Source organism: Bacillus sp. MUM 13 (assembly GCF_001866725.1).
Classification (GTDB): domain Bacteria; phylum Bacillota; class Bacilli; order Bacillales; family DSM-1321; genus Peribacillus.
The window spans coordinates 59,563-81,315 of sequence record NZ_MLYQ01000001.1 but is presented as its reverse complement, the minus strand read 5'-3'; the positions used below and the strand labels follow the sequence as shown (position 1 = coordinate 81,315).

Below are 21,753 nucleotides of genomic sequence, written 5' to 3'. Positions count from 1 at the left end.
TGAAGGAAACCTTTTCGCAAAGCTTCAATTCAATTAGGATCCGGTGTCAAACCCTCTAAAATGAATAAAATCGACTATGTCATGAATGTTCGGTAATAAATCTGTTAATTAATTATTGCTCCTCATACTGATTTTTGTAGGTAAGTTCTCCAGTATGGATTTCTTCCAGCGCTTTGCCGACTGGCTTAAAGCTCACCGGCTTTTCAATCTTGCAGTCATTCTTGATCTGCATGACCCTTGCACGTTTGGCAGCCACAGAAACCAGGGAGTATTTTGAATCAATTTTTTGCAGCAATGAATCGATAGATGGATATAACATATTATTCAGCCTCCAGCATTTTTTTATATCGTAATGAAACTCTTTCCCTGCGGCAATGTTCAGCAATAACAATAGCATTGATACGATTGCACGCAAGCTCCACTTGATCATTTTCCACTACATAATCATATAAGTCCATTAACTCAATTTCTTCCTTCGCAGCAGTCATTCTGCGGTGTATCAGATCATCTGACTCTGTTCCGCGGGTGACTATGCGGTTTTTGAGTTCCGACAAACTTGGCGGTGCAAGGAAGATGAACAAGCCCTCAGGAAATTTTTCCCGAACCTGCCTTGCTCCCTGTACTTCTATTTCCAGGAAAACATCTTTTCCGGCATCTAGAGTTTCTCTTACATAATCAACAGGGGTGCCGTAATAATTGCCCACAAACTCAGCATACTCCAAAAGCTTCCCTTGATCCAGCAGGGCCTCAAATTCCTCCCTTGTCTTAAAGAAATAATCAATTCCGTCCACTTCCCCTTCACGAGGAAGCCTTGTTGTCATTGATATTGAATATTCAAAGGCAGTATCCGGCTGTGAAAAAATTTCTTTTCGCACAGTTCCTTTTCCAACTCCCGAAGGACCAGATAAAACAATCAGTAACCCTTTTTCTCTCATTTCTTTATTTACCCCTCTTCCACGCTGTCATCCCGGTCATGAAGACGGGCTGCAACTGTCTCTGGCTGAACGGCAGATAAAATAACATGATCAGAATCAGTTATAATAACTGCCCTTGTCCTTCTTCCATATGTAGCATCTATTAAAGATCCCCTGTCACGGGCATCCTGTATGATTCTCTTTATCGGAGCTGATTCCGGACTCACGATTGAAACAATCCGGTTTGCGGAAACAATGTTTCCAAAACCGATATTTATGAGCTTGATAGACATTTTTGTCCCCCATCCATATTCTATTGTGACCATGTAACAATTATCATAATCAAACTACTCGATATTTTGAACCTGTTCTTTCATTTTTTCAAGAAAACTTTTCAATTGCACAACATTTTGCGCAATAGCTGCATCAGAGGATTTCGAACCAATTGTATTGACCTCCCGATTCATTTCCTGAACCAAAAAATCAAGCTTTCTTCCCACCGGCTCTTTCTCATTCAGCGTGCCGGAAAATTGGGCAAGATGGCTTTCAAGTCTTGTAATTTCTTCAGTAATGTCTGAACGGTCAGAAAATATCGCCACTTCGGTCAGCAGCCTGCCTTCTTCAATTAAATTTCCTGAGAGTTCCATCATCCTGTCTGCCAGCCGTTTTTTATAATGCTGTGCAACAGCAGGGGCGTAATCCTTTAAACTCTGCAAACAATGTGCAAACTTCTTCAGGTGCATCCCAAGATCTTTAGCAAGAGCTGTTCCTTCTTGAACCCTCATCTTGCGGAGAGCATCGAGAGCAGACGAAAAAGCATCCATTAAAAGAGGTTCAATGGCATCGGGATCATGTGCCGTTTCCCTGATGGCAAACATGCCTTCAATTTGAAGCAAATCAGAAGCGGAAGCTGAAGAGGTTAGCTGGAATTTGCGGCTTGCCTCATCCATCAGCGTAAAATATTGCTCTGCAAGTCCCCAATCAAGCTCCAGCGTTTTATGAGACATGCCTGCACCATCTATAGAAATCATGATTTCGGCCCTGCCTCTTCGTATGTATTCATTCGCTTTTTTCTTTAGCTTTTCTTCAAGCACCAAAATTTGCCGCGGCATCCGGATATTATATTCACAAAATCGATGGTTCACAGTCTTTATTTCTGCTGCCACCTTCACAGAGCTATTTTCCGCTATGCCTCTGCCGTATCCTGTCATACTGATAACCATGTGGAGGCACATCCTTCAATGACTGTTTTAATGAATCCTGTCAGCTCTAAATCTTTACTTAAACAAACGCAATCTATTATGAGTGCATATCATTAAAATCATTATAAAATAAAAAGGTAATAGAGGCGGACTCTACTACCTTGACAATTATATCATATTTCACTTTGTTTTTCTTACTAAAAAAGATCCAGCAAGCAAAAAAGTTGGAATTGATGCCATGCCGAGAATTAATAGCCAGTCTCTAGGAACGATTGGAACAGTATGAAATATCGTCTGAAGCGGCTGATAATAAATGACAGGCAATACCAAAACCAGTGAAGATAGAACTGCACCTACCAGATAAGGATTGCCAAATGGGTTTCTTGAAAAAATGGAAACCTCGCTGCGGCAGTCAAATACATGGATGAGCTGGGCCAGTACCAATGTTGTAAAAGCAACAGTCTGTGCATATGGCAGCCTGTCCGGGTGTGCTTTATACACAACCATAAAAGCGATCAATGTCGATAGACCGATTAAAAATCCGCGTGAAATAATTTTCCAGCCAAGCCCTCTTGCGAAAACGCCTTCACTCTGGCTGCGCGGACCTCTTTTCATCACATTACCCTCTGCCTTATCGAGTCCCAATGCCATTGCAGGAAGTCCATCTGTAACTAAATTCACCCAAAGAATCTGGATTGGAATCAAGGGCAGCGGCAATGCACACAGCATGGCAAAAAACATAACCAGGATTTCCCCTACATTTGAAGCAAGCAGGTATCGGATGAATTTACGGATGTTTTCATAGATATTTCTTCCTTCTTTAATGGCTGATTTGATGGTGGCAAAGTTGTCGTCTAGCAAAATCAGAGAGGAAGCTTCTTTTGCAACGTCTGTTCCTGTGATGCCCATTGAAATTCCAATGTCTGCTGACTTAATGGCAGGCGCATCATTTACCCCATCTCCTGTCATGGCGACAACATGGCCTTTATTTTGGAGAGCTTTAACAATTTTCAGTTTATGTTCTGGAGAAACCCTGGCAAAAACGGCTACGTCTTCCACCGTATTTTCCAGTTCTTCTATAGACATATTCGAGAGCATCCTTCCCTCCATGACCTTTTCCTTTCCGCGCAATATACCAAGCTGCCTTGCAATCGCCTTTGCGGTAGCAGCATGATCTCCTGTTATCATCACCGTTCTGATGCCGGCTTCCCGGCACTCCTTTACAGCTTGCTTTACCTCTGGCCTCGGCGGATCTATCATCCCTTGCAGGCCCATGAAAATCAGGTCTTTCTCTGCTTCTGATTCGTCAAGCAGTACTGTACCGGAAGAAATCGGCTTATATCCTACAGCAATAGTCCTCAGAGCTTGTTCTGCCAAGCCGTCAACTGCCTTTTGAACTTGCTGGACACTGTCTTTTGTCAGGTACTGTGTCTTATCATCCCATAATACTGATTCACATTGAGATATAAGCACATCAGGGGCTCCTTTGGCCACAACGAAATGCTTGCCGGCCTCATCGCTCACTACTACACTCATCATTTTTCTCGTTGAATCAAACGGAAATTCTTTTATAATCCTGAATTTTTCGTTTAACTGTTTTCTGTTTAATCCAGCCTTCATGGCTGCAACCAGAAGTGCTCCCTCAGTGGGATCACCATCCATGATGTATTTTTCATCTTTTGCAAGAAGCTCTGCGTTATTGCAAAGCATGCCGAATGTAAGCAATTGCCTCAATGACTTTTCATCTTTCAGCGATATCTTTTTTCCATCATGAAAGAATTCTCCTTGGGGCTCATATCCCGTCCCGCTGACATTCCAGGTCGTACCTCCGCTCCATAAATGAGTCACAGTCATTTTATTTTGGGTCATAGTTCCTGTTTTATCCGAACAAATGACAGAAGCGCAGCCGAGGGTTTCGACAGCTGGCAGTTTGCGCACGATTGCCTTCTTTTTTATCAAGCGCTGCACACCAAGAGATAAAGCTACTGTCACTATTGCCGGAAGACCTTCAGGAATGGCAGCAACCGCAAGCGACACACCCGCAAGGAACATAGTATAAAGACTATTTCCCTGAATTACGCCTGTAACTACTACAATCAGAGTCAGAAACAAGGCTGTAACGATCAAGATCTTGCCAAGCTGCTCTAGCCTGCGCTGTAAAGGAGTAACCACCGTTTCTGCGGAATGCAGGAGGTCTGCAATTTTGCCCATGGCCGTATTCATGCCAATTCCGATAACAATACCTGTACCGCTTCCACGTGTAACCATGGTTCCCATGAAGGCCATATTTTCCTCATCACCGATTCCATCGGGTTCATGTCCGATTGGTTCATGTGTCTTGACAGCAGGCAGAGATTCTCCTGTTAGAGCAGATTCCTCAATCTCCAGGCTCGATGATTCTATAATTCTCAAATCAGCACCAATACGGTCACCGCTGGAAAACTTAAAAACATCACCGACAACAGCTTCTCTCGAAGGGACTTTCCTCCATTCACCATCCCGCAGAACCTGTATCTGCGGTGCGGCCATATCTTTTAAAGCTTCAAGCGATTTTTCTGCCCTTCTTTCCTGAAAAAAGCCCAAAATACCATTTACGAAGACGATCGCAATAATTGCAATGGCATCGATATATTCTCCGAGCAGTCCGGATATCAAGGTTGCTGCAAGCAAAACGATTACCATAAAATCTTTAAACTGCGCAAAGAACAGTAAAAGTGCCGATTGTTTTTCACCCTCGTGAAGTTCGTTATAACCCTTATCCTGCTGCCTCTTTTTAACTTCTTCATCTGTCAGCCCATGCTTCCTATTTGTCTGCAGGGCGGACTCGATTTCTTTTGCATTCATTTCCCGGAACTTCATTCAGTATCACACATCCTCCACTTAGAATGAAACGGCGGCCCGTTTCCTTTAGCAGCCATAAAATCCAAACACACCTTCACTGAACCAATGAAACATCCATCACGTCTCTTCTTCCATGCATATTCAGACTCGTCCCAAAAAATGATATAATTATAAGAAAAGCGAAAGCGCCTTGAATAGCTCGCGAAGCAAATAGGGATTTGACCTTTGAAGGCGCTCTTTGCCTTCGGAGGACAAATCATCTTTTGCACAGCGAGCTAGGCGCTGCAGCTGGACAACCGAAATGCGAAAGCGCCTTGTCAGCCTCGACCAGCATAAGACGCATAAGCATAGAAGGCGCCCTTTGCCTTCAATGATTATGTGGCTTATGACCTCGAGAGGCTAGGCGCTGCAGCTGGACCGAAAAGCGAAAGCGCCTTGAATAGCTCGCGAAGCAAATAGGGATTTGGCCTTTGAAGGCGCTCTTTGCCTTCGGAGGACAAATCATCTTTTGCACAGCGAGCTAGGCGCTGCAGCTGGACAACCGAAAAGCGAAAGGGCCTAATTTTTAGGATCAAAGACTAGGAACGCCGCGTCCTGCGGCAACGTCTTTGTGACCCCCATCCTGGGGGCCTAAGCAAATAGGGATTTGGCCATCGAAGGCGATCTTTGCCATCGGGGGACAAATCATCTGCCAATGTTCGAAGGCTAAATACTCTGCTTCCTGCAGAAACGCCTTCATGACCTGCATCCTGCAGGCCCCAGCGGGCTAGGCGCTGCAGCTGGACAACCGAAAAGCGTAAGCGCCTTGAATAGCCTCGACTAGCATAGGACGCATAAACATAGAAGGCGCTCTTTGCCTTCAATGCTTATGTGGCTTATGACCTCTAGATGTTAGGCGCTGCAGCTGGACAGAAAAGCGTAAGCGCCTTGATTAGCCTCGACCAGCATAGGACGCATAAGCATAGAAGGCGCCCTTTGCCTTCAATGATTATGTGGCTTATGACCTCGAGAGGCTAGGCGCTGCAGCTGGACAACCAATTTGCGTAAACGCCTGAGAATTGCCCAAAGTAAAGCATCTTATAGCGAAAGTTGCCCTCATCAATGTTAAGATGGAAGATAACCTTATATTTATTATGCAAGTACTAGAGTAAAGGAAGTATGATATATGTCTTTTGATGGCTTATTTACCAAAGCAATGACTGAGGAAATTTCCGCACTTTTAACAGGCGGAAGAATCAACAAAATTAATCAGCCGTATAAAAATGAACTTGTTTTTATCGTCCGTGCCGGCGGGAAAAACCATAAGCTGCTGCTCTCCGCACATCCAAGCTATGCCAGGGTTCAGGTGACACAGGAGAGCTATGAGAATCCTAAAGAGCCGCCTATGTTCTGCATGCTTTTAAGAAAACACCTTGAAGGGTACACAATAGAAAATATTTATCAGTCCGGCCTGGACAGAATCATTATTTTTGAGGTGAAAGGAAGAAATGAACTTGGCGATATTTCACAGAAGAAATTAATTGTGGAAATCATGGGACGGCACAGCAATATCATCCTTGTTGACCAAGAGAGAAATATGATCCTTGATAGCGTTAAACACGTGTCATACGCTGTCAACAGCTACCGGGCTGTCCTGCCGGGCCAAACGTATCTGGCTCCGCCGCCGCAGGAGAAAATCAATCCTTTTACTTCCAATGAAGAAGAACTTTCAAGAGTGCTTGACTTCAATGCCGGAAAGCTTGACCGCCAGCTTGTTGACCATTATGCAGGCGTCTCTCCATTATTTGCAAAGGAAGTGATCATCCGCGCAGGATTAGCGAACCGTTCAACAGTTCCTGCCGCATTTTTTTCTCTAATTAATATTCTCAAAGGGCATGAATATTCCCCTTCATTAATAAGTGATGAAAATAAAGAGTCGTTTTATATGATTCCGCTTGAACATATTGGGCATAATACGCGAACCTTTCCTACTTTAAGCGAGCTATTGGACCGCTATTATTTTGGAAAAGCTGAGAGGGACAGGGTCAAGCAGCAGGGGAATGATTTAGAGCGTTTTATCTCAAATGAAATCGACAAAAATCAGAAAAAAATAGGAAAGCTGCAAAAGACACTGAAGGATAGTGAACGCGGCGAACAATATCAATTGTTTGGCGAGCTTCTGACAGCAAATTTATTCCAGATTAAACGCGGCATGAAAGAAGTAGAAGTGGTTAATTATTATACCGAAGATAGCCAGACGGTAAAAATCCCTTTAAGTCCGCAAAAATCACCTTCTGAAAATGCACAAAAATACTTTTCCAGATACCAAAAAGCAAAGAATTCAGTAGGCTTCGTACTGGATCAAATTGAAAAGGCTGAAACAGAAGTTGCTTACTTTGAAACCCTTTATCAGCAGCTTCAATCCGCTTCTCCGCGGGATATTGAAGAAATAAGGGAAGAGCTTCAGGAAGAAGGTTACATTCGCCAGAAGCAAAGAAAAGGAATGAAAAAACCGGCAAATAGCAAGCCGCAGCTGGAAACCTACTATTCTTCTGAAGGAGATCCCATATTCGTCGGCAAAAACAATAAGCAAAATGACTATCTGACAAATAAGTTTGCCAGAAGAGATGAATTGTGGTTCCATACAAAGGATATTCCTGGCTCCCATGTGGTCATCCGCAGCGAGGAACCAAGCGAACAATCAATCAAGGAAGCAGCTGCTTTGGCAGCCTACTTCAGCAAGGCAAAAGATTCTGGTTCTGTCCCGGTGGATTTTACAAAAGTCCGCTATGTAAAAAAACCAAATGGCTCAAAACCCGGTTTTGTCATTTATGACAACCAGCAGACGGTTTACGTTACACCACAAGCCGATCTGGTCATCTCTTTAAAAGAAAACCGTTCTGTAAAATAAAACATCAATGGTTTTCTCCGCCATGCTCAGGACTTCTTCAATGACTTTCAAGTCTGGATCAGAGTTTTCCATCCGCTAAAGCTGGATAAAATAAACAAGCTTGCCCCATGTGCGGGGCAAGCTTGTTTGTGCTTTATACGCTGAGCCAGGCTTTATCAGCCGGGTCCTTTTTCCATTGACGAAGTTTTTCCAGATCTCCTTTTGCAATATATCCAGATTCACTTGCTGCTTGAATTAAAGATGTATAATCACATAGCGAATAAGTTTTGATTTGCTCTTTTTCAAACCTCTCAATTCCGCTGGATAATCCGTAGGTGAATATTGAAACCACTCCAGCTACTGCACATCCAGCTTCCTGCAGGGCTTTAACAGCCGTTATGGAGCTTCCGCCCGTTGAGATCAAATCCTCCACGACGACTGCTTGCTGTCCTGGATTGATTTTCCCTTCAATCTGGTTTTGTTTTCCGTGCCCCTTTGCCTTTGAGCGAACATAGCACATCGGGAGATCCATAAGGCTGCTGACCCATGCAGCATGCGGAATCCCTGCCGTAGCCGTACCCGCTATCAATTCTGTTCCAGGGAAATGCTGAAGAATTAATTCCTTCAACCCCAGCGCGATTTCATTGCGTACTTCCGGATACGACATCGTCAGGCGATTATCGCAATATATAGGAGATTTAATTCCGGAAGACCATGTAAACGGTTCATGAGGTTTGAGGCTGACTGCACCAATGGATAATAACTGCTCTGCTATTTTCTTTTTCATACCCTTGTCCCCTTCCAGGCTTTAAGAATAGTTTCATAGGCTTGGGCAGGATCAGCCGAACCCGTAATTGCCCTGCCGCACACAATAGCATCTGCACCAGCCGATCTTGCCTGCTCCGGTGTTGCCACTCTATTTTGGTCGTGAATATCATGTTCTTTCACCCTGATTCCAGGAGCAACCGTAAAAAAACCTGTACCGAGATGTTCATGGATTTTTTTGACTTCATGTATTGAGCAAACTGCACCATCAAGGCCTGAATCGCTGACAAGTCTTGCATAGTGCAAAACAGAGGCATCAAGAGTTTCTTTTATCAGCTGTTCATTTTGCATTTGCCATTGAGAAGTGCTAGTCAACTGTGTAACGCCGATGCACATGGGACGCTTCTTTCCGGCAGCCGTTCCTGCATCAAGGCCCTCAAGCGCTGACTCCATCATTCTCTTGCCTCCTGCTGCATGCACGTTGACAATATCCGGTTCAAGCGAAGCAAGACCCTTCATTGCTGATTTAACGGTATTAGGAATATCATGCAATTTCAAATCCAGAAAAACCTTATGTCCGAGTTCCTTCAAGGTATATATAATGGATGGTCCGTTTTGATAATAAAGCTCCATCCCTATTTTTAAAAAGAGCCCGGAATCTCTAAAATCCGATAGAAATTCCTTCACTTTTTTTGTGTCGGGAAAATCAAGCGCGATGATAAGCGGGTTTTCCATGTCTTTTCCAGCTCCTTCCCCTGCATTCAGAAATGTGATCAAACCCAAGTTCTTCGAGAAGCACAGGCAGTTTTTCAATGATTTCCGGGCATATAAATGGATCGGTAAAGTTCGCTGTGCCGACTGCAGCAGCACTCGCACCTGCGTAAAAAAACTCAATGACATCTTCCGCGGACGAAATTCCGCCCATGCCGATAATCGGGAGATCCACATGCTGGCTTACTTCGTAAATCATCCGAAGTGCCACCGGCTTGATTGCAGGGCCGGACAGACCCCCTGTTTTGTTTGCCAGTACCGGTTTTGCTGTTTTTACGTCCAGGCGCATCCCCAAAAGTGTATTGATCATGGTTAATCCGTCTGCTCCTCCATCTTCCGCTGCTTTAGCCATTTCTATTATATTTGTTACATTCGGGGACAGCTTTACATAGACTGGAACCTCAGATACTTCTTTTACTGCTTTTGTGACTGTTTTAGCCACTTCAGGATTCGTTCCGAAAGCAATACCGCCTTCCCTGACATTAGGGCAGGAGATATTCAGCTCCAGCGCTTTCACATTTTGTGCTTTGCTGATTTCCCTAGCGACTGTAATGTAGTCTTCAATCCTCGAGCCGGCTATATTCGCCACGATGGGCACGTCAAAACGGCTAAGCCATTTTAGCTCTTCATTTATAACCTTTTCGAGACCTGGATTTTGCAGTCCAATAGCATTCAGCATTCCGGATGGAGTTTCTGCGACCCTCGGGGTATCATTTCCAAACCTGGGCTCTGGTGTTGCTGCTTTGATCATGATAGCCCCAAGCTCGTTTAAGTCATATAGCCCGCTGAATTCCCTGCCAAATCCAAAACATCCGGATGCAGGCATAACAGGATTTTTCAGCTCCAGGCCAGGCAATTCAGTGTATAGCCTGTTCATAAGATCACCTCTCCTGCGCGAAAAACCGGACCATCGCTGCAAACTTTTCTATAGCCCGTTCCATCATGATCATCACCAGTGCGGCAGACGCATGCAAAGCACGCCCCAATTCCGCATCCCATCCGTTCCTCAAGTGAAAGATACAAATTTTTATCTTCATATCTTTTTGCCAGTTCCTTCAGCATAAGGGTTGGCCCGCAAGAGAAGATAAAGTCAAAATCATCGGCAATACTGTCCATAATATCAGTGACGAAGCCTTTCTTTCCGTATGTTCCATCTGCGGTTGCTATACGTGTTTCACCGAGTTTTGCAAATTGTCTTTCATAGAAAACAGCTTTTTTCGTCTGGAAACCCAATGTGTGAAGAACATTTGCACCGCGTTTTTTAAGCCTGCAGGAAAGTTCGTATAATGGCGGCACACCGATGCCGCCTCCTGCCAGAAGCACATTATCGCCAGCATTGACTTTCTCAACCGGAAAGCCATTTCCCAGCGGGCCAAGCACGTCCACTGAATCATTTTCCTTTTTCTCGGATAAAAGCGCAGTACCTTTTCCGTCAGCCCGATATATCATAGTAAACTGATTTTCCTTGCTGTTAATGGAACAAATGCTGATGGGCCTTCTTAAGAGCGGCTCGCTTCCTTGCCCGGTTTTCACATGCACAAACTGCCCAGGCTGTGTCATTTCAGAAACAAGTCCGCCCTGAAGTGTCAATTCGAATATGTTTTCTGCAATTTCTGTCTGCTTTGCAATTTTCATTTTTTCTTTTTTAATCACGAAGTAATCATCTCCCGGCTATTATCGGTCTTTTCCATAGCTTCTGCTGAAAAATTCATCGATTCGATAACCCGTAAAATAGCTGCAGCTGTATCAAGGGATGTTAAACATGGAATGCCATTTTCTACAGATTCACGCCTGATTCTAAAACCATCACGTTCAGGCTGTTTTCCCTTTGTCAGAGTATTGACAATAAGCTGTGCCTCACCGCTGCGGATTACATCCAGCAGGCTTCTCTCCCCTTCGCCGATTTTCCCTACAGTCAAAACCGGTATAGAAGCCTCCGTTAATAGAGCCGCCGTCCCGCTAGTTGCCAGCAGCTTATATCCGATATTATGAAAACGGCGTGCAAGCTTCAGGGCTTCCTGTTTGTCCTTGTCCGCTACTGTCAGAAGAACAGATCCATGCTCTTTTATCCTGATCCCCGAGGCTACAAGCCCCTTATATAAAGCCTTCTCAAGTGTATGGTCCTTACCCATCACTTCTCCGGTAGATTTCATTTCAGGTCCAAGTGTAATATCAACTCTTCTTAACTTGGCAAAAGAAAACACAGGAACTTTTACATAAACTCCTTTTTTCTCAGCGATAAGACCACCGGGCCATCCAAGTTTTTCGAGGCTGCTCCCCAAAATAACCTTTGTTGCAAGATTGGCCATCGGCACACTTGTAATCTTGCTCAAAAAGGGGACGGTCCGGCTGGATCTCGGATTTACCTCTATTACATAGACTTCATCATTGCTGATCACATATTGGATGTTTAATAAACCGATAATATTCAAGCCTTTGGCCAGGCGCGCGGTGTATTCTGCAATTCTATCTTCTTGATCTTTCGTAAGGCTCTGCGGGGGGTATACTGCAATCGAGTCGCCCGAATGCACTCCTGCCCTCTCTATATGTTCCATGATGCCTGGGATGATCACGGTTTCTCCATCCGAAATCGCGTCTACTTCAATTTCTTTGCCTGTTAAATAACGGTCAATAAGCACTGGATGCTTCGGATTTACCTTAACTGCATTCTTCATATAGTGAAGCAGTTCATCTTCTTTATAAACGATTTCCATAGCCCTTCCGCCAAGCACATAGGATGGCCTTACCAAAACTGGATAGCCTATATCATCTGCGATGGCTGCCGCTTCTTCTGCTGAAAAAGCGGTTTTTCCTTTTGGCTGGGGAATGCCGAGCTCTGTTAATGCCTGCTCGAATTTATTCCTGTTTTCTGCACGGTCAAGGTCTTCAATGGAGGTCCCGAGAATCCTGACTCCCCTTTCCGCCAGCTGTGCAGCCAGATTAATTGCTGTCTGGCCCCCAAATTGCACAACAACACCGATCGGTTTTTCCAGATCGACAATATGCATGACATCTTCTATTGTCAAGGGTTCAAAATACAGCTTGTCTGAAATGCTGAAATCCGTTGAAACCGTTTCAGGATTATTGTTGATGATAATCGCTTCATAGCCGGCCTCTTTAATCGCCCGGACTGAGTGTACGGTTGCATAATCAAATTCCACACCCTGGCCGATCCTGATCGGACCTGATCCAAGGACAACGACACTCTCCTTATCAGTGACTATGGACTCGTTTTCTTCTTCATACGTTCCATAGAAATAAGGAGTTTCTGATTCAAATTCCGCTGCACAAGTATCCACCATCTTGAACACAGGAACAATTCCTTCCTCACTTCGCCAGACGTAGATTTCTTTTTCATTTGCATTCCATAGTGAAGCAAGCTTTTTATCGGAATATCCTAATCTCTTTGCTTTGAAGGCTATTTCTTTATCAAATGGAGAAGCAGCAGCTTCTTTTTCAAATGATATTATTTTTTTCAGTTTATGAAGGAAAAATAAATCAATCTTGCTCCATTCATGGATGGTTTCGATGCTTATTCCGCTGCGTATTGCTTCTCCTATATAAAACAGTCGTTCATCCCCTGCTTTGCGGATACGTTTTTCCAGCATGGCGGCTTCAAATCCGCCTGGCAGCTCCAGATGGTGCAATCCTGCCTCAAGCGATCGAACCGCTTTTAGAATCGATTCCTCAAATGTACGCCCAATGGCCATAACCTCTCCCGTAGCTTTCATCTGAGTGCCAAGCCTGCGGTTAGCTGATTCAAACTTATCAAAAGGCCAGCGCGGGATTTTTGTTACCACATAATCGAGTGCCGGTTCAAAGCTTGCATAGGTTTTGCCCGTAACAGGATTCATCATTTCGTCAAGCGTAAGCCCCACTGCAATTTTCGCAGCAAGTTTGGCTATCGGATAGCCGGTTGCTTTTGAAGCAAGCGCTGATGAACGGCTTACTCTCGGGTTTACCTCTATCACATAATATTGATAGCTATCGGGATCCAGGGCAAGCTGTACATTGCAGCCACCTTCAATTTTCAGAGCCCGGATAATTTTAAGGGATGCATTTCTTAGCATTTGATGCTCTCTGTCGCTTAGAGTCTGGGTTGGGGCTGCAACGATAGAATCACCAGTATGGATTCCGACCGGATCAAAGTTTTCCATATTGCAGACGACAATGGCATTATCCTTTGAATCTCTCATGACTTCATATTCGATTTCCTTGAAGCCTGCAATGCTTTTCTCAATCAGACATTGTGAAACAGGGCTGCTTTTCAGTCCGCCTGCTACGATTTCTTCCAGCTCCTTTTCATTTTCACAAATGCCGCCGCCAGTTCCTCCAAGTGTGAATGCCGGCCGGACTATGATTGGGAAGCCTATCTTTTCGACAAAATTCTTTGCTTCCTGAATGGAATGGATGATATCGCTGTCAGGGACTGGCTCACCCAGCTCATTCATCAAGGACCTGAACAAATCTCTGTCTTCCGCCTTTTCAATGGCAGAGAGTTTCGTGCCGATGACTTTAACACCGCATTCCTCGAGAATTCCTGCATTAGCAAGCTCCACTGCCATATTCAAGCCAGTCTGTCCTCCCAATGTAGGAAGCAGCACATCCGGCCGTTCTTTACGGATAATTCTAGAGACGAATTCAAGTGTAATCGGCTCTATGTAAACGGCATCCGCCATTTCGCTGTCCGTCATGATGGTAGCCGGATTGGAGTTGATCAGTATCACCCTGTATCCCTCTTCTTTTAATGCGATGCAGGCTTGGGTACCGGCATAATCGAATTCTGCCGCCTGGCCGATTACAATCGGCCCTGATCCAATTACTAGAATGCTTTTGATGTCTGTTCGTTTCGGCATATTTATTTCCCCTCTTTCTGAGATGTTTGCATCATGCTAAGAAATTCATCAAATAAATAGTTGGCATCTTCCGGTCCTGGTGAGGCCTCTGGATGATACTGGACAGTGAATGCAGAAAAACGTTTATGTTTTAATCCCTCTATTGTGCTGTCATTCAATCCGATATGGGTGATTTCAAGCTCTTTCCCTTCAACTGAGTTTTCCTGGACTGTATAGCCATGGTTTTGAGAAGTAAGGGCTACCTTTCCTGTTTTTAAGTCTTTGACAGGATGATTCGCCCCTCTATGCCCAAACTTCATTTTTTCTGTATCGGCCCCATTTGCAAGTGCAAAAAGCTGGTGGCCAAGACATATTCCAAATAGCGGCACCTTTTGCTGAATGTTTTTAATCATATGGATTGCTTCTGGAACATCTTTTGGATCTCCAGGCCCATTAGAGAGCATCACTCCATCGGGGCTTAAGCTTAGTACTTCTTCAGGTGAAACATTATATGGAACGACAACCACATCACAGTCCCTGTTATTTAGTTCCCGGAGGATTCCGTGCTTCATGCCAAAGTCAACAAGAACCACCCGTTTTCCCCTGCCGGGACTGGGGTATGGCGTCTTTACGGATACCTTTTTAACCTGATCGGCTGAAATCACTGAAGCTTTCAGCTGCTGAAGAGCTTCTTCTGCATTCCGCCCTTCGTTTGAGAAAATGCCTTTTAGAGTTCCATGCTTCCGGATAATCCTTGTAAGCTTTCTTGTATCAATGCCGCTGATGCCTGGAATATTCTTGTGCTTCAAATATTCATCCAGTGACATCCCGCTTCTCCAATTCGAGGGGAAATCCGCAGCTTCCCGTACCACTAAACCGGCAACCGCAGGGGAAATCGATTCAAAATCATCGCGGTTAATTCCGTAATTCCCAATTAAAGGATAAGTCAGTGTGACAATCTGTCCGCAATATGACGGATCTGACAAGATTTCCTGATAGCCTGTCATGCTTGTATTGAATACCACTTCGCCGAATTTTTCTGAATCACTTCCGAATGCTTCACCTGTAAAAATGGTTCCATCTTCTAAGATAAGCTGCCGTTTCATCATTTTCCCCCTCCAAGTTCCCATGCTATTATACCTTCTGAGATAGTCATAACCGGCCACCCACTGCACATCTTCCCAATGAATGGGGTGTTTTTTCCTTTGGAAAGGAAATCCTCGCTCCTGATTTCTTTTTTGTATTCCAGATCAATCAGCACAATGTCTGCCAGCGATCCTTCTTCAAGACTGCCATATGGAAGTGAAAAGCTCCCGGCAGGTTTTACGGTCAGGAAATCAGTTAGCTCACCAAGTGTGATTACACCTGTTTTAACAAGATTGGTATAAAGCAGCGGAAAAGCTGTCTCAAGGCCTGTAATGCCAAATGGCGCAAGAAGAATGCCTTCTGCTTTTTCTTCAGCTGTGTGCGGAGCATGGTCTGTAGCAATAAAGTCAATGGTACCGTCAAGCAGCCCCTCGAGCAGAGCCTGCTGGTCTTCCCTTCCTCTTAGGGGAGGATTCATTTTATAGTTAGGGTCAAGTCCGGGAATATCTTCTTCACATAACAGCAGATGGTGGGGAGTCACTTCAGCAGTAACCCGGATTCCTGCCCTTTTTGCATCACGGACCGTCCTTACCGATTCCTTTGTGCTGATGTGGCACACATGGTAATGACAGCCGGCTTTTTCCGCCAGTAAAACATCTCTTGCAATATGTACACTTTCACAAACAGAAGGAATACCGGGAATATCGTGTTCAGCTGAGAATGCCCCTTCATGGACTGCCCCATTATTAATCAATGAATGCTCTTCACAATGGGCAACAATGGACATTCCAAGTTCTCCAGCTTTCTTCATAGCCCTGAGCATCATTCCCGCTTCCTGGATGCCTACACCATCATCGGTGAAGGCAAACGCCCCTGCATTCTTCAATTCTTCAAAATCCGTAAGCTCTTTCCCCGCTTCACGTACCGTAATGGAAGCGTAAGGCAGTACCCTGACTGCAGCCGTTTCTTCAATTTTTTTTGCCAGCTTTTCCAAATGCTCCGCACTGTCTGGGACCGGTCTTGTATTCGGCATGGCAGCCACTGTTGTAAAACCTCCTCTTGCAGCAGCGAGTGTACCTGTAGCAATAGTTTCTTTTTTCTCCCCTCCCGGCTCCCTCAAGTGCACATGAAGGTCGATAAACCCCGGTGAAATAAACAGTCCTTCTGCATTTATAACTTCAGAGCCCTCATCAGGAAGATCGCGGCCTATTTTTGAAATCAATTTTCCATCTATTTCGATATCTGTTTTCACCAGGTTATGATTTTCATCAAGCCATACTCCATTTTTGATCAGTTTTTTCATTGTTAGATCTCCCTTCGTTTCGCTCTAATAGTGTCCTTAAAACAGCCATTCTGATAAATACTCCATTTGCCATTTGCTTAAATATCCGGGAACGGCTGCATTCAACTAAGTCACTGTCTATTTCTACTCCTCTATTGACGGGGGCCGGGTGCATAATGATTGCGCCTTTTTTCATGCTTGACTCTCTCTTTTTGGTGAGCCCATATTGCTTGAGGTAATTCTCCTTCACAAGAAATGGACTTTGATGCCTTTCATGCTGGATTCTCAGCAGCATGACCACGTCGGAAGTTTCTATCGCTTCCTCTATTTCCACGTAACTGCTCGCACGATCATCGTTAAACCATTCTTTTGGCCCAGAAAAAACAACCTCTGAACCTAATCGTTTAAGTGCCTCTGCATTTGACCTCGCAACCCGGCTATGTGCAGCGTCTCCAATGATTGAAATCTTCAAGTCTTTAAAACCATGAAACTCTTGTTTGATTGTCATTAAATCCAATAGAGATTGTGTTGGATGATGTCCGCAGCCATCTCCGGCATTGATGATCGAAAGCTTGAGCCTGTCTGCCAGTTCGTCAAAGTAATGATCCTTTTCATGCCTGATGACCAGAGCTCGTATGCCAATCGCTTCCAGCGTCCTTGCTGTATCGTATAGAGATTCTCCCTTTAACACACTCGAATAGCCTGCTTCAAAAGGAATTACATCTAGGCCAAGCTTCCTTTCCGCTGCTTCGAAGCTGCATTTCGTCCTTGTACTGGGCTCAAAAAAAAGATTGCTAATCATCGTCTGGTGTTCCGGCCTCCACTCATCACCTCTTGAAAAACCTTCGGCCAAACTGATGATTTCTTTCATTTCATGAGTGGTTAAGGCATTCATCGTTAATAAATCTTTCATCCAAAACACTCCCCTTTACCGCTTTATCTCAAAAAAAAGCCCTGCCATCAAGGCAGGGTGCATATAATAAAAGCTCAAGACTGTGATGCAGTGAAACTGTGCACAGTATGGACTTTTATTGCACACCCTTATCAGCCTCTCTGGACTTCCTTTAAAAGGTGAATCTTTGTATTTATTTTTTCAAATCTATTTCATTCATCCTAAACACACATTAAATCAGGAAACTGAGCGGCTGCCCTTTTCATCCTGTTCTGCATCCTCAAAAACTTTCACATCCTTTTCTTTTCCCGGGAGAATCAGGTTAAGCACAATTCCGATAAGTGCTGCCAAGGCCATCCCGGAAAGAGAGACGTCTTTATTGAGCTTTACAAATGCTCCTCCTACCCCAACAACCAGGATGACCGAAGAAATCATTAAATTGCGTTTGCTTTCAAAATCTGTCTTATGATCCACAAGCATTCTTAATCCGCTAGAGGCAATGATGCCAAACAGCAGGATGGAGATGCCTCCCATAACCGCCTGCGGGATGGAGCTGATGACAGCCGATATCTTCCCTACAAAACCAAAGATGACAGCCGTTACAGCAGCGCCGCCAATCACGTAGACACTGAAGGCCCTTGTAATGGCCAAAACTCCGATATTCTCGCCATAAGAGGTCAGCGGCGGTCCCCCTATCAATGAGCCAATTATGATCCCTGCACCGTCACCCATGATTGAACGGTGAAGGCCTGGTTTTTTAATAAAATCCCTGCCGACTACCTTACTTAAAACCATTTGATGTCCTAGATGTTCAGACAGAGTGACAATGGTCACCGGGAGCATGATAAACACTACCTGCCATGAAAAATGCGGCGTGTATGTCCCAAATGGAATCATGAAATCAGGGACTTGAAACCAATGTGCAGCCTTTATTCCGGAAAAATCCACTATTCCTGCAATAACAGATGAGGCATAGCCGGTAATTATTCCGATTAATATGGGGATAATCCCAAAAAATCCTTTGAAGAATACGGAGCTTAAAATGGTCACGGCCAGTGTTATAAGTGCAATGGCTATATGTGTTTTGCTGTAAATCAGCTCACTGGCCGGAGCACCAAAATTTTTATACATGGCCATATTCACGGCAGTTCCCGCAAGACTGAGTCCGATTACGATAATGACCGGTCCCACAACTATTGGCGGAAGAAGCTTCATCAGCCAGCGCAGACCGGCTTTTTTTATTATGAGGGCAATTAGTCCGTATACAAGGCCGGCTGCAAAACAGCCAATCATGGCCGATTCAGGTCCGCCGGCAGCCTTGGCGGTTATTATCGGGGATATGAATGCAAATGATGATCCCAGGTAGGCAGGTATTTGGCCCTTAGTAATCAGCAGATAAGAAAGGGTCCCGAGCCCGCTTGATATTAGTGCAATACCTGGGCTAAGCCCCACTAGAAACGGTACAAGCACCGTTGCTCCAAACATTGCGAATAAATGCTGCAGGCTTAATGTAACCCATTGTCCTGCTTTAGGCACATCCCTTACATCAAGAACGGCCGTTTTTTTCTTTTCTTCCATCATGTAATCCCCCTTATTTTTCAGAAATGAGCTGTTATCTTACAGCACGGCAGGCATGGACTTTCATTTTTGATTTAATTTGCCAATTCAATGACCTTGCCGGGTTATGCTGTCCCGTATTATTGCATGAAAAAGGCCCTCTTTGATGCAAAGAGGGTCCTGCAGACATGCCGGCCCCTCCGGCATTGTCTGTTTCTCCCCTTTGTCAGCCTCTCTGGACTGCTCGTTAAAAGGGTATACTATTCAGTTTCAAAAATGCTTACCTGGTCTGTTGCATCTATTTCCTTTAAAGCGACCATAATTTTTTCAGTTTGTGATGTCGGGACGTTTTTCCCCACATAATCAGCTCTGATCGGCAATTCACGGTGGCCTCTGTCTATAAGGACTGCCAGCTGTATTTGTGATGGTCTCCCGATATCAACTAGAGCATCCATGGCTGCTCTTACTGTCCTTCCAGTATATAGCACGTCATCAATCACGATTACTTTCTTTTCAGAGATATCGGCCGGAATATCTGAGCCTTTCACCAGCGGATTTCCATCTTCTGTCTTCTTCGTTAAATCATCGCGGTATAAGGTAATATCCAGTTCGCCTACAGCAATTTCTTTCCCCTCAATTTCGTAAATTCTTGAGGCAAGTCTATTTGCCAGGAATATCCCGCGAGTCTTTATCCCAATGAGGATGCTGTCTTCAATGCCTTTATTTCTTTCGATTATTTCATGTGCAATCCGGGTCAGCGCTCTGCGAATCGCCTGTTCATCCAGCACTATGGCTTTTTCCTTCATAGCATTTCGCCCCACTTTTACATTCTTTTAGTTTTTTGGCACCGCACATGTCCCAGGGAACAAATAAAAATCCCCATGCCTGAGAGGGCATGGGGATTTAAGGCTGGTTATGCTTTGCATTGCATAGTCAGGCAATCCGTTTTCCTTGCCAGTCTCTCTGGACTGTTTTAAAGGGTCATATAAGTTATTCTTATATTATATTTTTAATTCCGTTTTGTCAATTGCTTTTTGAAACGTAATCCAGGACTTCCAAAAATTCTTTCGGAAGCGGGGCTTCAAATTCCATATATTCCTTCGTCCTTGGGTGCACAAAACCAAGAAGCCCGGCATGAAGAGCCTGTCCGTTAATATCCAGGGTCTTCCTTATCCCATATTTAGGATCTCCAACGAGCGGAAAGCCGATGTACTTCATATGCACACGGATTTGGTGTGTTCTTCCTGTTTCAAGCTGGCATTCAACATGTGTAAAAGAATTAAATCTTTCGATAACCCTGAAATGTGTGACAGCATGCTTTGAGTTCTCTTCTGTTACCGTCATGCTCTGCCTGTCTTTTTTATCGCGGCCTATCGGTGCATCAATTGTTCCGTAGTCATGAGGAATCACTCCGTGGACAATTGCCTGATATTTTCTTGTGACCGTTTTGTCAACAAGCTGCTGAACAAGATTTTCGTGAGCCATATCATTCTTGGCGACCATAAGCAATCCAGATGTATCCTTGTCAATTCGATGAACAATGCCTGGACGCATAACACCATTGATTCCGGATAAATCAGTACAATGCGCCATCAGGCCATTGACCAATGTCCCTGTTGTATGGCCAGGTGCAGGATGGACAACCATACCGCTTGGTTTATTCACGACTAGAACATCGGCATCTTCATAATAAATTTCAAGATTCATTTCTTCAGGCAAAACATCGAGGTTCACAAGATCAGGAATCGTAACAGTGATTTCATCTCCAGGTGTGCCTTTATAGTTGGTCTTGACTGCAGATCCGTTAACTGTCACATGTCCTTCCTTTATCCATTGCTGAACCTGTGTTCTCGACCATTCTCCATTTAAAGAGGACAGGACTTTATCAATTCTTTCATTTTTCTGGTTGTCATCCAGGATGTACGTATGTTTATCCATTCTTTTTCTCCTTTGAAAGCTTCTCTTCAAGAAGCATGAAAATAACAAGTAAAATAACCCCTATGCAAAGGGCTGAATCGGCAATATTGAATACCGGAAAGTTATAGCTGAAAATATAGGTGTGAATAAAATCGACTACCTCTTTACGGGCTGCCCGGTCAATGAAGTTGCCAATTGCACCTCCAAGCATCAGTCCTAGTGATGCACCCAGTAAAGCGCTCTTTTTTCCCATCTTTTGAATATAGTAAATCAATCCAGCAATCACAGCAAGGGTAATCAGATAGAAGAACCACATTTGCCCCTGCAGAATCCCCCATGCTGCACCGCGGTTTCTGTGTGAAGTGATATAGAAAAAATTCCGGATAATTTCAATGCTGTCTCCATAATTCATTTTTTTCACAATGAGCCATTTTGTCGCCTGATCAAGCGCTATAACAAAAAGGGCCAGTAAGTAATATGGCACAGACAATCCCCCAAACTAAAAAAGTCTCTATTCTCTTTTTGAATTGTAGCATACTCTCTGTACATTGCCTAATGAAGATTTCCTGCAAACTCGATTTCCTATTTATAGATGGCCTGCAAGCCGGTTTTATAAATAGGCTGTTTTCGTAAATTTTGTTGCTATGGAACGAGTGGGTGATTTCTGCTTCAGGGTGCTCGCTTTCCGCAGGGCGGGAGTCTCGCACCTTACCCTCCAATCAATCCGGTTAAACAACAGGATTGCCTCACAGAATATATAAAAAAACAACAATATTTAAAAAAGGGCCTATAAATAAAAAGGGGCACGAGCTAAGCCGTGCC

Annotated in this window: 18 protein-coding genes; 1 reads left to right on the top strand and 17 read right to left on the bottom strand. The window is 44.3% G+C overall.

Annotated features, from left to right (window positions below; genetic code table 11):
• Nucleotides 1–112: 112 nt before the first annotated feature.
• The 5 genes from rpoZ to BIV59_RS00365 form a co-directional block, all read right to left on the bottom strand.
• Complete coding sequence (gene rpoZ, locus BIV59_RS00385) at nt 113–319, bottom strand: DNA-directed RNA polymerase subunit omega (protein WP_071349448.1); 207 nt, start codon at nt 317–319, stop codon at nt 113–115.
• Nucleotide 320: 1 nt separating this feature from the next.
• The gene (gmk, locus tag BIV59_RS00380; RefSeq protein WP_071349447.1) at nt 321–935 is read right to left on the bottom strand and encodes a guanylate kinase; all 615 of its coding nucleotides are present in this window, start codon (nt 933–935) and stop codon (nt 321–323) included.
• A gap of 8 nt (nt 936–943) precedes the next feature.
• Complete coding sequence (gene remA / locus BIV59_RS00375; RefSeq protein ID WP_071349446.1) at nt 944–1,207, bottom strand: extracellular matrix/biofilm regulator RemA; 264 nt, start codon at nt 1,205–1,207, stop codon at nt 944–946.
• Between the two features lie 54 nt (nt 1,208–1,261).
• Nucleotides 1,262–2,137: a YicC/YloC family endoribonuclease gene (locus BIV59_RS00370; protein ID WP_071349445.1), complete on the bottom strand. Its 876-nt coding sequence runs from the start codon at nt 2,135–2,137 to the stop codon at nt 1,262–1,264.
• 159 nt (nt 2,138–2,296) lie between these two features.
• A complete protein-coding gene (locus BIV59_RS00365; protein WP_071349444.1) occupies nt 2,297–4,975 on the bottom strand; it encodes a calcium-translocating P-type ATPase, SERCA-type in 2,679 nt (892 codons plus the stop codon).
• Nucleotides 4,976–6,122: 1,147 nt separating this feature from the next.
• Between BIV59_RS00365 and BIV59_RS00360 the strand changes: the two genes are divergently transcribed.
• Complete coding sequence (locus BIV59_RS00360) at nt 6,123–7,847, top strand: Rqc2 family fibronectin-binding protein (protein WP_071349443.1); 1,725 nt, start codon at nt 6,123–6,125, stop codon at nt 7,845–7,847.
• A 133-nt stretch (nt 7,848–7,980) separates the two neighbouring features.
• On the opposite strand, the gene pyrE is transcribed toward BIV59_RS00360, so the two are convergent.
• The 12 genes from pyrE to lspA form a co-directional block, all read right to left on the bottom strand.
• Nucleotides 7,981–8,613 (bottom strand): orotate phosphoribosyltransferase, encoded by a 633-nt coding sequence (gene pyrE / locus BIV59_RS00355; protein ID WP_071349442.1) that lies wholly within the window; start codon nt 8,611–8,613, stop codon nt 7,981–7,983.
• A complete protein-coding gene (gene pyrF / locus BIV59_RS00350; RefSeq protein ID WP_071349441.1) occupies nt 8,610–9,326 on the bottom strand; it encodes an orotidine-5'-phosphate decarboxylase in 717 nt (238 codons plus the stop codon). The genes pyrE and pyrF overlap by 4 nt, the downstream gene beginning before the upstream one ends.
• A complete protein-coding gene (locus tag BIV59_RS00345; RefSeq protein WP_071349440.1) occupies nt 9,298–10,239 on the bottom strand; it encodes a dihydroorotate dehydrogenase in 942 nt (313 codons plus the stop codon). Before BIV59_RS00345 ends, pyrF begins: the two co-directional genes overlap by 29 nt.
• Nucleotides 10,236–11,015 carry a dihydroorotate dehydrogenase electron transfer subunit gene (locus tag BIV59_RS00340; protein WP_071349439.1) on the bottom strand — a complete coding sequence of 260 codons (780 nt, stop codon included), beginning with the start codon at nt 11,013–11,015 and terminating at the stop codon, nt 10,236–10,238. Before BIV59_RS00340 ends, BIV59_RS00345 begins: the two co-directional genes overlap by 4 nt.
• The gene (carB, locus tag BIV59_RS00335) at nt 11,012–14,218 is read right to left on the bottom strand and encodes a carbamoyl-phosphate synthase large subunit (RefSeq protein ID WP_071349438.1); all 3,207 of its coding nucleotides are present in this window, start codon (nt 14,216–14,218) and stop codon (nt 11,012–11,014) included. The genes BIV59_RS00340 and carB overlap by 4 nt, the downstream gene beginning before the upstream one ends.
• A gap of 2 nt (nt 14,219–14,220) precedes the next feature.
• Complete coding sequence (locus tag BIV59_RS00330) at nt 14,221–15,303, bottom strand: carbamoyl phosphate synthase small subunit (protein ID WP_071349437.1); 1,083 nt, start codon at nt 15,301–15,303, stop codon at nt 14,221–14,223.
• On the bottom strand, nt 15,303–16,586 hold the full coding sequence (locus BIV59_RS00325; RefSeq protein ID WP_071349436.1) for a dihydroorotase: 1,284 nt from the start codon (nt 16,584–16,586) through the stop codon (nt 15,303–15,305). Before BIV59_RS00325 ends, BIV59_RS00330 begins: the two co-directional genes overlap by 1 nt.
• Nucleotides 16,552–17,478, bottom strand: a complete 927-nt coding sequence (locus tag BIV59_RS00320; protein WP_071349435.1) for an aspartate carbamoyltransferase catalytic subunit — start codon at nt 17,476–17,478, stop codon at nt 16,552–16,554. The genes BIV59_RS00325 and BIV59_RS00320 overlap by 35 nt, the downstream gene beginning before the upstream one ends.
• A 216-nt stretch (nt 17,479–17,694) precedes the next feature.
• On the bottom strand, nt 17,695–19,035 hold the full coding sequence (locus BIV59_RS00315; protein WP_071349434.1) for a solute carrier family 23 protein: 1,341 nt from the start codon (nt 19,033–19,035) through the stop codon (nt 17,695–17,697).
• A gap of 239 nt (nt 19,036–19,274) precedes the next feature.
• Nucleotides 19,275–19,820: a bifunctional pyr operon transcriptional regulator/uracil phosphoribosyltransferase PyrR gene (pyrR, locus tag BIV59_RS00310; RefSeq protein WP_071349433.1), complete on the bottom strand. Its 546-nt coding sequence runs from the start codon at nt 19,818–19,820 to the stop codon at nt 19,275–19,277.
• A gap of 217 nt (nt 19,821–20,037) precedes the next feature.
• A complete protein-coding gene (locus BIV59_RS00305; protein WP_071349432.1) occupies nt 20,038–20,952 on the bottom strand; it encodes an RluA family pseudouridine synthase in 915 nt (304 codons plus the stop codon).
• On the bottom strand, nt 20,945–21,415 hold the full coding sequence (lspA, locus tag BIV59_RS00300) for a signal peptidase II (RefSeq protein WP_071349431.1): 471 nt from the start codon (nt 21,413–21,415) through the stop codon (nt 20,945–20,947). Before lspA ends, BIV59_RS00305 begins: the two co-directional genes overlap by 8 nt.
• Nucleotides 21,416–21,753 lie beyond the last annotated feature (338 nt).